This window comes from Cupriavidus sp. GW822-FHT06G04, from assembly GCF_058799075.1.
In genome coordinates this window covers 157,889-171,519 of sequence record NZ_JBXALD010000013.1, presented here as the reverse complement: position 1 = coordinate 171,519, position 13,631 = coordinate 157,889, and the positions used below count along the sequence as shown (strand labels likewise).

Annotated in this window: 8 protein-coding genes; 3 read left to right on the top strand and 5 right to left on the bottom strand. The window is 66.5% G+C overall.

Annotation, left to right across the window (positions count from 1 at the left end; translation table 11 throughout):
• The first annotated feature begins 5 nt into the window (after window positions 1–5).
• Window positions 6–1,358 carry an ABC transporter ATP-binding protein gene (locus AC1RKI_RS25510; protein ID WP_061953248.1) on the top strand — a complete coding sequence of 451 codons (1,353 nt, stop codon included), beginning with the start codon at window positions 6–8 and terminating at the stop codon, window positions 1,356–1,358.
• Window positions 1,359–1,379: 21 nt separating this feature from the next.
• Here the strand turns inward: AC1RKI_RS25510 and AC1RKI_RS25505 are convergent, their stop codons facing one another.
• From AC1RKI_RS25505 to AC1RKI_RS25485, 5 genes are all read right to left on the bottom strand, one after another.
• Complete coding sequence (locus tag AC1RKI_RS25505; protein ID WP_492798276.1) at window positions 1,380–3,743, bottom strand: FUSC family protein; 2,364 nt, start codon at window positions 3,741–3,743, stop codon at window positions 1,380–1,382.
• Between the two features lie 71 nt (window positions 3,744–3,814).
• Window positions 3,815–5,629: a M61 family metallopeptidase gene (locus tag AC1RKI_RS25500; protein WP_492798274.1), complete on the bottom strand. Its 1,815-nt coding sequence runs from the start codon at window positions 5,627–5,629 to the stop codon at window positions 3,815–3,817.
• A gap of 186 nt (window positions 5,630–5,815) precedes the next feature.
• Complete coding sequence (gene acuI, locus AC1RKI_RS25495; protein ID WP_061953254.1) at window positions 5,816–6,817, bottom strand: acrylyl-CoA reductase (NADPH); 1,002 nt, start codon at window positions 6,815–6,817, stop codon at window positions 5,816–5,818.
• Between the two features lie 107 nt (window positions 6,818–6,924).
• Window positions 6,925–7,683: a DsbC family protein gene (locus tag AC1RKI_RS25490; RefSeq protein ID WP_244786175.1), complete on the bottom strand. Its 759-nt coding sequence runs from the start codon at window positions 7,681–7,683 to the stop codon at window positions 6,925–6,927.
• 151 nt (window positions 7,684–7,834) lie between these two features.
• Window positions 7,835–9,097: a UbiH/UbiF family hydroxylase gene (locus AC1RKI_RS25485; RefSeq protein WP_061953258.1), complete on the bottom strand. Its 1,263-nt coding sequence runs from the start codon at window positions 9,095–9,097 to the stop codon at window positions 7,835–7,837.
• Between the two features lie 185 nt (window positions 9,098–9,282).
• On the opposite strand from AC1RKI_RS25485, the gene ychF reads away from it, so the two are divergent.
• Window positions 9,283–10,374, top strand: coding sequence for a redox-regulated ATPase YchF (gene ychF / locus AC1RKI_RS25480; RefSeq protein ID WP_061953260.1), 1,092 nt, complete (start codon window positions 9,283–9,285; stop codon window positions 10,372–10,374).
• Between the two features lie 244 nt (window positions 10,375–10,618).
• Window positions 10,619–13,561: an autotransporter family protein gene (locus tag AC1RKI_RS25475; RefSeq protein ID WP_492798271.1), complete on the top strand. Its 2,943-nt coding sequence runs from the start codon at window positions 10,619–10,621 to the stop codon at window positions 13,559–13,561.
• Window positions 13,562–13,631 lie beyond the last annotated feature (70 nt).

The window sequence follows — 13,631 nt, the reverse complement described above, 5'->3', positions numbered from 1 at the left end:
ACACGATGGCACTGCTAGACAACTCCACACCGGTGATCGATCTGCGCGGCGTCGGCAAGATGTTCCGTACCGCCGACCATTCCGACCGGGCCGTGCTCGAAGGCGTCGACCTGACGCTGCGCGAGGGCGAGATCGTCGCCATGCTTGGCAAGTCGGGATCGGGCAAATCGACGCTGCTGCGCATCATGGCCGGACTGGTGAGCGCGGACCGCGGCGAGGTGCACTTTCGCGGCCAGCGGCTGACCGGCACGGCGGAGGGCATCGCGATGGTGTTCCAGTCGTTCGCGCTGTTTCCGTGGCTGACCGTGCAGCAAAACGTCGAACTGGGCCTGGAAGCCCAGGGCGTGGCCAGGACCGAACGCGCGCGCCGCGCCGAGGCCGCGATCGACATGATCGGTCTGTCCGGCTTCAACAGCGCGCTGCCGCGCGAGCTATCCGGCGGCATGCGCCAGCGCGTGGGCATCGCGCGGGCCCTGGTGACGCGGCCGGACCTGCTGCTGATGGACGAGGCGTTTTCCGCGCTCGACGTGCTGACCGGCGAGACGCTGCGCGACGAAATGCTGGACCTGTGGGAATCGGGGCGCGCGCATATCCGCAGCATCCTGATCGTGTCGCACAACATCGAGGAAGCGGTGATGATGGCCGACCGCATCGTTATCCTTTCCAGCGATCCGGGGCGCGTGCGCGCTGAAGTGCGCGTGCCGTTCCCGCGGCCGCGCAATCGCGACGACGCGCAGGTGCGCGCGCTGATCGACGAGGTCTACACATTGATGACGTCGCCCGCCGCCACCGGCCTGCGCGTCCCCGCGATGGTGGCCGCGCGGGAAATCGGCTATCGCCTGCCCGAAGCCGACATCAGCCAAATGGAAGCGGTGCTCGACCTGCTGCACGAATCGCCGTTCTTCGGCCGCGCCGATCTGCCGCACCTGGCAAACGAAGCCGGCCTCACCGACGACGAACTGCTGCCGGCCTGCGAGGCCATGCAGTTGCTGGGACTGGCCACCATCGAGCGCGGCGACATCACGGCCACGGCGCTGGGCCGCAGCTATTACGAAACCGAGCCGACCGAGCGCAAGGTGCTGTTTGGCAAGCAATTGCTGGCGCACGTGGCGCTTGCGGCGCACATCCGACGCAAACTGGAACAGAGCGAAGACGGCCAGGTGGGCGAGGAATCCGTGCTGCGCGAGATGGCCGCCTTCCTGAAACCGGACGAAGCCGAGCGGGTCCTGAAGATTGCGATCGACTGGGGACGCTATGGCGAGGTCTACGGCTATTCGTACAACAGCGGCATGCTGACCTTGCCCGAGCTGGAAGGCGCCGCGCCCGACGCCACACAGCCGCCTGCGCGCGAGGGCTAGCCACGCGCAGTCAGAGCGGCCTCAGCGCTTCATCGGCGCGCGGATGGCGCGTCCGATCGCGCCGGTGCGCAGCGCGATCTTCGCGGCATCCTCGCGCAACGCGCGCAAGCGTCGTTCCAGCAGCGCATTGGCCGCGCGCCCCGACGAGCTTGCCGTCGACGTCGCATGCTGTTCCTGGGTCTTCTGCAGCGGTTCATTGACGCCGATTTCCCCGGCCGCGGCCGCCTGCGTCAGCACGTCGGCCTTGCGCCGGTCCGCCGAATCGGCAATGCGTGCGCGGCGCTCGTTGGCGTCGTCTTCCGACACAGTCCTGGCTGGCTCGCCTTGCCCCAGGTCGACGCCCGCCACGGCCGCTTCCACCGGTGTGCGGACAAAGCCCGCGCCGCGCGGCCCGTGCCGTTCCTCGCCGGCCAGCCGCTCGCTTGCCAGGTTCAACGACCGCAAGGCCGCCGTCGTGGCCTGCTCGATGGCGGTTTCGGCAGCCGGGATATCCAGTTCGCCATAGTGTTCGCGCACCTGGATGCGCGCTGCCGCAACGTGGGCCGCCACCAGATAGTTCTGCACGATGAAGCGGCTCAGGTTGTCCACCGCCCGATGCCGGCTGCGCGGTTCGTCGAGCATGCGCTGCGACGACGAAATCAGCGCCGACAGATTGTCCATGAACTGCTTGCGCTGGATGCGATAGGCGAAGTCGTCCGGCGTCTTGCGCAGCAGCAGATCGCGCGTGGCGGAGATGTACTTGCGATTGGCCTGCAGCACGTTTTCCACCAGGCGCGGAATCGCGCGGTATTCCCAACTGGGCAGCACAAAGCTGAAAATCGACGCGATGATGCCGCCGATCACCGTGTCGACGAGCCGCTCGCCCACCACGGTCTGGCTGCCCGGCAACAGCAGGTTAATCTGGATCAGCACCTGCACGCAGGCGGCGATGGCGGTGTAGCGGTACTTGATCGTGGAGAACGCGGCGCTGCAGACCAGCGCCACATAGAGCACGCCGAGCAGCACCAGCGGATTGTGGATCCAGCGCAGCACGGCGACGCTGATGATGCAGCCGATCAGCGTGCCGATCAGGCGATCGTTGTAGCGCTGCTTGGTCATGCTGAAGTTGGGCTTCAGGATCACCACGATGGTCAGCAGGATCCAGTAGCTGTGCGACGCATACGGCAGGTGATCGCCTACCCACAGGCCGACAGCGACCGCCATCGTGATGCGCAACGCGAACCGGAACGCGGGCGAGCGCCAGTGCATGCTCTCGCGCAGCACGCGGAGTTCATACTTCTGGCGCGTCAGGAACGGCGTGAAATCGAGACCCGGCAGAATCTGCGCGGGTTCCACCGGCGTGCGCGAGGCCTCGTGCAATTGCCCCACCAGCGTGATCGCGCCGCGAATCATCTCGAGCGTGTCGCCGAGCGCCGTCATCGCCGCTGGCGATACATGGTGATGGCGCAACTGCGCGATTTCGTTTTCCACCGCGCGCAGGTGCGGGCCGTAGTCGAACGCGCTGTAGGACGGCCGGCCACGCGTCACGTCGAAGGCGATTTCCTCGAGGTCCTTGCAAAGCCCCAGCACCAGCTTGCGCAGTTCGTCCAGCACCGGTGTGCCGCCGAACGTCTGGCGCAATAGCGCATAGTCTGTATTGGTCGACAGCAGATATTCGTAGAGATCGAGCATGCGCAGGTGCACGCGCATGAGCAGCCCGTCGTGGCGCGTCTTGTTGGCGCGCAGCACCATGTCGCGCGCGGCCTGCTGGCGCTCGGCCACCACCATCTGCTGGCGCACCAGCCGGTTGAACTGCTCGTCGTAGTCGGTGCCGGCATCGTAGAACGCCGCCTTGATCTCGAGATAGGCAGCCATCTCGTAGAGCGATTCGGCCAGCACCTGCTGGCGCGTGCGCCGTTCCATGATCCAGCTGACGGCCATCGCATAGACCAGATAGCCAAAGCCGCCGACGCCAAACTGGAACGCATGCTCCATGGCTTTGCGCACCACGAAGTCCTCGTTGACCGTCAGTGTCATGACGAACAACATCGAGAACTGCAGCGGCATGGTCTTGTTGCCGTACACGGTCAGCATGCCCGCCAGGAACGTGACCAGCACCAGCACGAACGGCATGACCCGCGGGAACGGCGTGGCCAGCGCCACGAAGGCGGTGATGGCCGTGCACAGCAGCACGCTGGCCAGCATCTCGTTGAACTTGTGGTTCAGCGGGCTGGGCAGATCCATCAGGCTGGTGCACAACGCGCCCACCGAAACCACCATGGCGCTCGGCAGATCCATGAACTGCATGGCCACCAGCGTGGTGCCGATGACACCGGTGGCCGAGCGCAGGCCACGGTAGATGTAGTGCGAGAAAAGGAACGTGCGGGGATCGTGCGCGTATTCCATGAGGCAGTCAGTAGCCGAAGCGGTTGGGGTGATGCCGTGGCGACGCGCGCCACGACATCGTGACAATCAGATTACTGGCCCAGCCAGCGCGATCGTCCCGCATGCTTGCCCGCCTCCACTACCACCTTGTACTGCATGGCCGGCTCGCGCGCCAGTGTGACCGTCAGAATTTGCAGCTCGTCGCGGCGGAAGACGTGCAGTTCGACCGAATCGCCCGGCCGATAGCGCGCCAGCAATTTGTCGAGCTGGCCCGGCGCCACGCGCAGGCCGTCCACCGCAGCCAGCAGGTCGCCGGCGGACAGCCCGGCCGCCTGGCCCGCGCCGCCGTCCAGCACCTGGGTGACGCGCACCCAGCCATCTTCGGTGCGCGACTTGATGCCAAGCGCCGCGCCGACGGCCGGCTTCTGCGGCTGCGCGGCGATGCCAAAGGCGCGGAACAACGGCGCCAACTGGATCTCGCCGGTGCCTTCGGTCAGCGCGCGCAGCAGGCCGCCAAGCCGCAGGCCGGTGATCTCGTCGAACAGCGCGTAAATCTCGGCCTCGGTAACGCCGCGCTGCACCGCGCCAGGCGCGTAGAAATCGCGCCCGTAGCGCTGCCACAGCGCGCGCATGATGTCATCGAGCGATTTGCGGCCGCGGGTCTTTTCGCGGATCGTCAGGTCCAGCGCCAGCGCCACCAGCGATCCCTTGGTGTAATAGCTGACGATGGCGTTGGGCGCGTTTTCGTCCTGGCGGTAATACTTGGTCCACGCATCGAACGCGCTTTCGGCCACGCTCTGCTTGGTGCGGCCGTTGCCACGCAGCACGCCGTTCCACGTCTTGGCGAGCATGTCGACGTATTGCTGCTCGGTGACCAGCCCCGTGCGCACCAGGATCAGGTCGTCGTAATAGCTGGTGAAGCCTTCGAACAGCCACAGCAGCGGCGAATAGGTTTCCTGCTCGAGCCGGTACGGCACATACGCGGCCGGCTTGATGCGCTTGACATTCCAGGTATGGAAATATTCGTGGCTGCACAGTCCGAGGAACGTGCGATAGCCTTCGCTGGTTTCGGGGTTGCCGCGCACCGGCAGATCGTTTCGCGCGCACATCAGCGCGGTGCTGGCGCGATGTTCGAGACCGCCGTAGCCGTCGGTCGTCACCATCGTCATGAACACATAGCGGCGATTGCTGTCCAGAAACGGCGCGCGTTCGGTGCGCGGTTCGAACAGCCGAATCTGCGCTTCGCAAATCTGTTTCAGATCGCGACAGATGCGCGCCAGATCGAGTTGCGGCACCTTGCCCGTGAACACCACGTCGTGCTGCACGCCGCAAGCGCGGAAGCTGGCCAGCGCGAACGTGCCCATCTCGACCGGATGGTCGATCAGTTCGTCGTAGTCCGCGGCCTGGTAGCGGCCGAAACCATGGCGGCGCGCGCCGCCCGGTCCGCGCGCCTCGGGCAGCGCGGTGGCCACGCGCCAGTCCGCATAGGCCTGGCCGGCGGGAGGATGGATATCGACCGTGCAGGGCAGGTCATCCTGGCCCACCACGCGCAGGAATACCGAACTGCCGTTGTAGAAGGCGTGCGTGGTGTCCAGATGCGCGCTGCGCACGGACAGGTCCCACGCGTAGACCTCGTACGACAGCGTCAGCGGACCGGCTCCCAGCGGCAAGGCCGCCGCCTGCCAGGTTTGCTTGTCGAGCTTGGTCAGCGGCACGCGCACGTCGCCGGCATCGGCGCGGATGCGCACGATATTGCGGGCGAAGTCGCGAATCATGTAGCTGCCCGGAATCCACGCCGGTAGCGTGAAGACCTGACCAGCGGGATCGGGAATGTCCACCGTCACGGTAACGGCAAACAGATGGGCTTCCGGTTGAAGCGGGGCGATGGCGTAGCGGATCGGCGTCATGGCCACGATTGTAGCGTCACGTTTTGAAACAGCGTCCGCAGTGCGACGATCCGCGGATCGGTGGATCGGCGAAACGCTGGACCGTTGGACTGCATGGTCGCCGGAACGACGCCAGGCAGGCGCGCCGGAGCCCGCGACAATCGCAGGCTCTCGCCCCACAGTCGCAGGCTCGGCAGTGGCTCGCTGTCAGGCGTTCACATCCACCACCACGCGCCCGCGCATGCCGCCCTCCATGATCCGGTGGCCGGCATCGATGGCCTCGGCCAGCCGGATCTCGCGCGTGATGGCCTGCAGGCGGTCCGGCGCGAGATCCTGCGCCAGGCGATTCCACGCGGTCTGGCGCAACGGCATCGCCGCCATCACGCTGTCGATGCCGGCCAGCGTCACGCCGCGCAGGATGAACGGCGCCATCGACGCCGGAAAATCCATGCCCTGCGCCAGGCCGCATGCGGTGACCACGCCGCCGTAGCGCACCTGGGCACATGCATTGACCAGCGTGTGAGATCCGACCGAATCGACCACTGCCGCCCAGCGTTCCTTCTGCAACGGCTTGCCCGGAGCACTCAGCTCCGCGCGATCGATCACGTCGGTCGCGCCCAGCGCCCGCAGGAAATCGGCCTCCGCCGTTTTGCCCGTGGAGGCGGTCACGCGATAGCCAAGCTTGGACAGCAGCGCGATAGCCACCGTGCCGACGCCGCCGGACGCGCCGGTCACCAGCACGTCGCCGTCATCGGGGCGCACGGGGCCGTTGACGCCGCCGCGCTCCAGCGCCAGTACCGACAGCATCGCCGTGTAGCCGGCCGTGCCGATCGCCATGGCCTGTCGCGTAGTGAATGCGTCGGGCAGCTTCACCAGCCAGTCGCCCTTGAGCTTTGCGCGCTGCGCAAGGCAACCCCAATGCGTCTCGCCCACGCCATAGCCGTTGAGCACCACGCGATCGCCCGTTTTCCAGCGCGGATCGCTCGAATCGAGGACCGTGCCCGCGCCGTCGATGCCGGCCACCATCGGCCATTTGCGCACCACCGGCGAGCGCCCCGTGATCGCCAGTCCGTCCTTGAAATTGATCGTCGAATAGTCGACGGCCACCAGCACGTTGCCGTCCTCGGGCAACTGGCTTTCGTCGAGTTGCGCGATCTGTGCCTGTGTCTTGCCGTCTGCCTGGGTCAGCAGCAGTGCCTGAAACGTCATGATGTTCTGTCTCCCGTGGAATGTGGTCTGATGATCGATGGCGCAAATGAAAAGCGGCCGGACAGTGCCGGCCGCGTCTGACAGCCGGTTGGGGTCCGGCGTGCGGTTTACTTCTTGAGGCTGGCGAGCTTGCGTTCCAGCGTAGCGGCGTCGGCGGCGCCCGGAATCCGCGTGCCGTCGGTGAAGAACACCGCCGGCGTGCCGTTGATGTTCAGGCTCTGCCCGAGCGCCAGGTTGTCGTCAACCGGCGTCTTGCAGCTGCCGTTGCCCACCAGCGCCACGTGGTTGAGCATCCAGTCGCGCCAAGTCTTGGTGCGATCGGCCGAACACCAGATCTGCTTGGCCTTGACGCCGGAATCGGGCGACAGCACCGGGTACAGGAAGGTGTACACGGTAATGTTGTCCATCTGCTGGAAGGTCTGCTCGATCTTCTTGCAGTAGCCGCAGTTCGGGTCCGAGAACACCGCCACGCTGCGGCTGCCATCGCCCTTGGTCCACTTGATGGCGCGCGCCAGCGGCAGGTCCGCCCACTTGATCTTGTTGATCTCGGCCAGGCGTTCCTCGGTCAGGTTGGTGTTGGTCTTGGTGTCGATCAGCTCGCCGTTGAAGATGTATCGCCCGGTCGCATCGGCGTAGACCAGTTGGCCGCCGACATTGACTTCGTAGAGACCCGGCACCGGCGCCTTGGTCACGCTTTTCACCTCGGCGCGGCCGCCCAGCATTTTCTGGATCGACGCCTTGATCTTGTCGGCACCCGGCTCGTCCGCGGCCAGCGCGTGAAGCGCGTATCCTGCGACAGCCACGCCGCTGGCCAGGGCGGCCATTGCGGCGACGCGGGTGGATCGGCGGCGGAACAGTTGAAACATATTGACTCCAGGTAGCGATATGCCGGTCAGTGTGCCGGCTTGTATCTCATCGGTAAATCGTGGTTGGTCGGTTTGACCGCACTGCCGCGGCCGGTTTGGATTCCATGCTGCCTGTGTGATCGCTGCCTGCGTGCCGGTGCCGATTGTGCCTCTAACCGAGCGCCCGGCTGATCAGAAACCGTTTGAGCAACCCCTGACCGCCCACCACGCGCATGCCAAGGTTGCGCACCATCCGCGCGGGCGTGCCCGGCAGCGAGAACAGCCGATGCAGCCCGTCGGTGGCGGCGGTCAGCGAGAGCAGGTCCGTGGCGCGCGCGCGCTCGTAGCGGCGCAGCAGCCGCAGGTCGCCCTCATGGCGGAACGCCTCTTTGTCGGCCATGACGCGGCCAAGTTCCACTACATCGCGCAAACCCAGGTTCATGCCCTGCCCCGCCAGCGGATGCACCACATGCGCGGCGTCCCCGATCAGCGCGACATGCGGCTGGACGAACTGCTCGGCGCGTTGCAGCACCAGCGGAAAGCCCTGTGCGGGCGTAATGCAGCGCAAAGTGCCGAAATGGCGACCCACCGCGCCATTGGCCAGTTCACCAACCGTGGCGGCCAGCGCTTCGGGCGTCAGCGCCAGCAGATCGCGCGCGTGCGCTTCGTCGGCGGACCACACCATCGACACCCGTTGCCCCGGCAACGGCAGCATCGCCAGAATCTCGCCGTTGGCCGCTTCCTCGTCGGCCATCAGTTTTTCGGGGGCGCCGAGAAACCATTGCCATGCGGTTTCCTGATGCGGCAGCTCGCAGCGAAAGTTGGCCACCACACCCAGTTGCCGATAGCGCCGCTGCGTGGTTCCGATATGGCATTGCTGACGCACCCACGACCGCGCGCCGTCGGCGCCGACCAGACAATTGGCGCGCACGCGCTGCCCGTCGCCCAGCGTCAGCGTGACGCCGTCCATGTCGCGCTCGAGCGCCTCGGCGGTGCCGTCGAACCATTGCACCTGATGCTGAAACCGCAGCGCGGTGTCGAGCACGCGTTCGACGTGGCTGGATTCGATGATCCAGGCAAGCTGCGGCACGGCGGCCGCGTAGGCCGAGAAATGCAGGTCGCCATGTGCGGTCGGGTTGGTCTGCGCAGCGCTTTCATCGCCGAACACGCGCATGTCTCGCACCGGCTGGATGCGGTCCGGATCGAGCGCCTCCCACACGCGCAGGCGCTCCAGCAGCGCCTGAGAACTGGCCGAGAACGCATAGATGCGGCTGTCCCAGTCGTCCTCGCCGGTACGCGCGGTATCGCCCACCGGACGCGGCGCGATGAGCGCCACCTGCATGCCCTGCTGCGCCAGCAACAGCGCGCAGGCCTTGCCGACGATGCCACCGCCGACGACGGCGATCTGGAAGCGGGAGGTAGATTTTGACGACATGTGGAAGGTGGCGGCGTCAGACGCCGGCACGGCAAGTGCGGATATGGCTGGATTATAGCGACGTGATGGCGACGTCATGAGCGCCGCACTCCGGGGCCGGCGCCGCGCCCGCGGATCGCCAATCGTCCCCGGCCGCGGGCCCCCATCCGCTAGAATACGGCTTTCGCCATTTCCTGCCTGACACCATGAGCCTCAAATGCGGCATCGTCGGCCTGCCCAACGTCGGCAAGTCCACGCTGTTCAATGCCCTGACGAAAGCCGGCATCGCCGCCGAAAACTATCCGTTCTGCACCATCGAGCCCAATGTGGGCGTGGTGGAAGTGCCGGATCCGAGGCTTGCCAAGCTGGCCGAGATCGTCAAGCCCGAGCGCATCCTGCCGGCAACAGTTGAATTCGTCGATATCGCCGGCCTGGTCGCCGGGGCGTCCAAGGGTGAAGGCCTGGGCAACCAGTTCCTCGCCAACATCCGCGAAACCGATGCCATCACGCACGTGGTGCGCTGCTTCGAGGATGACAACGTGATCCACGTGGCCGGCAAGGTCGATCCGCTGTCGGACATCGAAGTCATCAACACCGAACTGGCGCTGGCCGACCTGGCCACCGTCGAGAAGGCGCTGGCGCGCTACGTCAAGCCGGCCCGCGCCGGCGACAAGGAAGCGCAGCGCCTGGTGGCCGTGCTGGAAAAGGCGCAAGCCGTGCTGGACCAGGCCAAGGCGGTGCGCACGCTGGATCTGGCGCCCGAAGAATGGGAAGCACTGCGCCCGTTCTGCCTGATCACGGCCAAGCCGACCATGTACGTGGCCAACGTACGCGAAGACGGCTTCGAGAACAATCCGCACCTGGACGCCGTGCGCGAATACGCCAAGACGACCGGCTCGCCGGTGGTTGCGGTGTGCGCCGCCATCGAGGCCGAGATCGCCGACCTTGACGATGCCGACAAGGCCGAATTCCTGGCCGACCTGGGCATGGAAGAACCGGGCCTCGACCGCGTGATCCGCGCCGGCTTCAAGTTGCTGGGCCTGCAGACCTATTTCACCGCTGGCGTGAAGGAAGTGCGCGCCTGGACGATCCACGTCGGCGACACCGCGCCGAAGGCCGCCGGTGTGATCCACACCGATTTCGAACGCGGCTTCATCCGCGCGCAGACCATCGCCTACGACGACTACATCGCCTTCAAGGGCGAAAACGGCGCGAAGGAAGCTGGCAAGATGCGCGCCGAAGGCAAGGAATACGTGGTCCACGACGGCGACGTGATGAACTTCTTGTTCAACGTCTAAGCCTCTTCGCTCCCCACGAAAAAGCCCGGCAAACGCCGGGCTTTTTTTGTCTCGACGTCAGCCCGCAGACACTGATCGGCGCCTGAATGCAAGGCGTGCTTCGACGTTGCCAGAAGCTGGCGCGTCACTAGTTTGTCGCCTGCGCGACGCCTATGCTCGTTTCGATTTGTGAACGAGGAGCAGGCCAATGCAGGACGGCGTTCGCAGGCCGAGTGGGTCTCCATGTCGCCAGGCGCGCTGGTACTTGCTCGCGCTGTTGCTGTGCATGGCGTGGAGCATGCCGGCGCAGCCGTGCTCGCTCGGATCGCCCAACCAGTTGCGCGCGGACGGCTGCACGGCGATCGTGCCCGCCAACCAGACTTACGATACCGGCACGGTCGCTCTGGCCTTCGGGCACGCGTTCTATGCCACCGGCGCAGGCGTGATCGTCGCCACCGCGGGCGGCCTGCAGTTGCGCACTGGCGGCGCCGAAGCCTACGGCATCGAGGCCGATTCGAAATCGTCGGTAACCGTGGACGGCGCTAGCATCGCCATCACGGGCGCCAATTCGCGCGGCGCCGTGGCGCGCAGCGGATCGTCGGTCAGCCTCGCCAACACCACCATCGACGGCAGCGTCGGCGATCGACAGGTCGGCGCGCAAGCGACCACAGGCGGTGCGGTCCAGCTGACCGGCGTAAATGTGAATATGTCAGGGACCGGCGCATACGGCGTGGCCGCCAACGGCGTGGAGTCGGTGCTGGTGGCGCGCGACGTCACAATCCACATGAGCGGCGCGCGCTCGACGACGGGCGCGACGGGTGTGGTGTCCGAGAATGGCGCCGATGTGCTGGTGATCGGCGCCAGCACGATCACGACGGTGGGCGACGATTCCTACGGCGCGTTCGCGCAACCGGCCGGCGTGGGAACGTCGCGGCTGGCGATCGATGGCCGCGAAGGCCGGGTGGAAATCCGCACCAGCGGCTTGCGCGCCCACGCGCTGTTCTCCCGTAGCACCGCCGATGTGTTGCTGGGCACCCAGATCGTCGCAGTAACGAACGGCGATGATGCCGAAGGCGCGCGCGCCGAAACCGGCGGCAGATTGCTGCTGGTCAACGGCCTGGTGCAGACCCGCGGCGCGAACGCGGCGGGGTTTCACGCGATCGACGCGGGCAGCCAACTGGTGTCGCAAGGCGCGGGCATCTCCACGCTCGGCAGCCAGTCGCACGGCTTGTTTGCCGAATCGGGCGGCGGGGTAGAAGTGGGCAATGCAGCCGTGATCACCAGCGGCGCGGGATCATCGGCGATGTACGTGACCGGCGTCGGCAGCTATGGGCTGGCAGACAGCGCGCGACTGAACACCCAGGGGAACGCCGCGCATGGCGTCATGCTCGAAGACGGCGGCACGATGACACTGCGGGGGTCGAGCGTTCGCGCCGAATCGCCGGACAGCGTGGCGTTGATGATCCACGGCGGCGCACCCATCAGCCTGAGCGCCACAGATACGTCATTCGCCTCATCCGGCACGACGCTGGCGGCGCGCAACGGCAGCGGCGTACTGAACCTGTCCGGCGTAACGATGACCGACAACAACGGCGTGCTGGCCGATCTCGACGCGGGCAGCGTCCTCGCGCTGTCGGCCACGGCTGGATCGCGCCTGGCCGGGGACGTGACGGGCGCCGGCAGACTGTCCGTCACGCTGGACGCCGGTTCGGCATGGACTGGCGGCGGCACTAATCTCGGCGACGTGACCCTCGGATCGGGATCCGAATGGAACGTGACGCGCGCGTCGGCCGCATCGGCGCTGACGCTTGCCGGCGGCACACTGACCTTTGCGCCGCCCGCCGTCAACGGCTTCAAGACCCTTTCGGTCGGCACGCTACGCAGGGCGAATTCGAGCGGCCTGTTCGCCGCGGATGCCCGCGGCAGCACGCTGGTGCTCAACGCCGTGCTTAACGAAGGCGGCGCGGGCACACAAGCTGATGAACTGCGTGTCGGCGCCAGCGCCAGCGGCGTGTATCGCCTGCTGGTGCAGCCCGCGGGCGGCACGGGCGCACTGACCAGCGGCGACGGCATCCGGCTGGTTCATATCGGCGCTGCCAGCCCCGATGTGGCGTTCAAGCTCGCCAATGGTCCGCTGCAGGCTGGCGCTTACGAGTACTTCCTGTTCCGCGGCGGATCGAGCGGCGCGGACGACTATTTCCTGCGCACCAACTTTGCAAACCCGGGCCAGCGGCCGGAACCCTCGTACCGCCCTGCCGCCATCGGCTACATGTATGCGCCCGCGCTGATGCGCGAGTTCGGATTCGCGACCCTCGGCACCGTGCACGAGCGCGTCGGCGACGCCGCCATCGCCATTGCGGAAGGCAACGCATCGACATCGACCCGCAGGGGCTGGGCGCGTGCCGCCGTGCAAACGCTCGACCAGCGTGGCGGCGGCGCCAGCTACAACAGCACCATGTTCTCCATGCAGGGCGGCGTGGATGTGTTTCGCCGCGCGCGCCCGGACGGCAGCGGCAGCCAGGCCGGCGTGACGCTGCGCCTGGGCAGCATCGATACCAGTACTTCGTACGCACCGCGCACACGCGTTGGCCTTGGCGCATCGACGGGATCGATTTCCACCAGCGCGATCAGCCATGGCGGCTACTACACGCACTATCTTGGCGACGGCACGTACGTGGACCTCGCGGGCGAATTCAACTACTTCGAGCATCAATACCAGGACGTCTATGCGACGCAGGCGCGCCAGAACGGCTACGGCGTCACCGTGTCCGCCGAGACGGGCAAGCCCCTACCCATTGGCAACATCTGGCGGCTGGAACCGCAACTGCAGATCGCCTACCAGTTTCTGCATGCGAGCAGCTTTGGGGACGCCATCTCGCAGGTGTCCGGCGGCAACGACAATGCGGTGCGGGGTCGGCTTGGGCTGCGGCTGTTTCGCGACGGGGAGGTCGACAACCCCGAAGCCGGTCATTTCCGGCCCTACATGACGGTCGATGTGCTGCGCGACTTCACGCCGCTGCCGGTGGTGTCGATGGCCGACGCATCGCTGCGGCCCGATCTGGCGCGAAACTGGTGGCAAGCCGGCGCAGGCGTGACGCTGCAGATGACAAAAGCCGCGCATCTGTTCACCGATCTGAAATACCAGCACGCGTTCGGCAGCGGGCGCGACGGGCTGGCGTTCCGCGCGGGAATGTCGTGGCGATGGTAATGCGCGCGCGCCGCGTTTCGTTGTTCGCCGCCGCGCGCGGTCGTGGACTCGGTTGTAGGATCGCTCATCG

Bases quoted from the DNA above. Each gene is read 5' to 3' on its own strand.
- AC1RKI_RS25510 (WP_061953248.1), top strand. From the start codon at position 6: ATGGCACTGCTAGACAACTCCACACCGGTGATCGATCTGCGCGGCGTC.
- AC1RKI_RS25505 (WP_492798276.1), bottom strand. From the start codon at position 3,743: ATGGAATACGCGCACGATCCCCGCACGTTCCTTTTCTCGCACTACATC.
- AC1RKI_RS25500 (WP_492798274.1), bottom strand. From the start codon at position 5,629: ATGACGCCGATCCGCTACGCCATCGCCCCGCTTCAACCGGAAGCCCAT.
- acuI (WP_061953254.1), bottom strand. From the start codon at position 6,817: ATGACGTTTCAGGCACTGCTGCTGACCCAGGCAGACGGCAAGACACAG.
- AC1RKI_RS25490 (WP_244786175.1), bottom strand. From the start codon at position 7,683: ATGTTTCAACTGTTCCGCCGCCGATCCACCCGCGTCGCCGCAATGGCC.
- AC1RKI_RS25485 (WP_061953258.1), bottom strand. From the start codon at position 9,097: ATGTCGTCAAAATCTACCTCCCGCTTCCAGATCGCCGTCGTCGGCGGT.
- ychF (WP_061953260.1), top strand. From the start codon at position 9,283: ATGAGCCTCAAATGCGGCATCGTCGGCCTGCCCAACGTCGGCAAGTCC.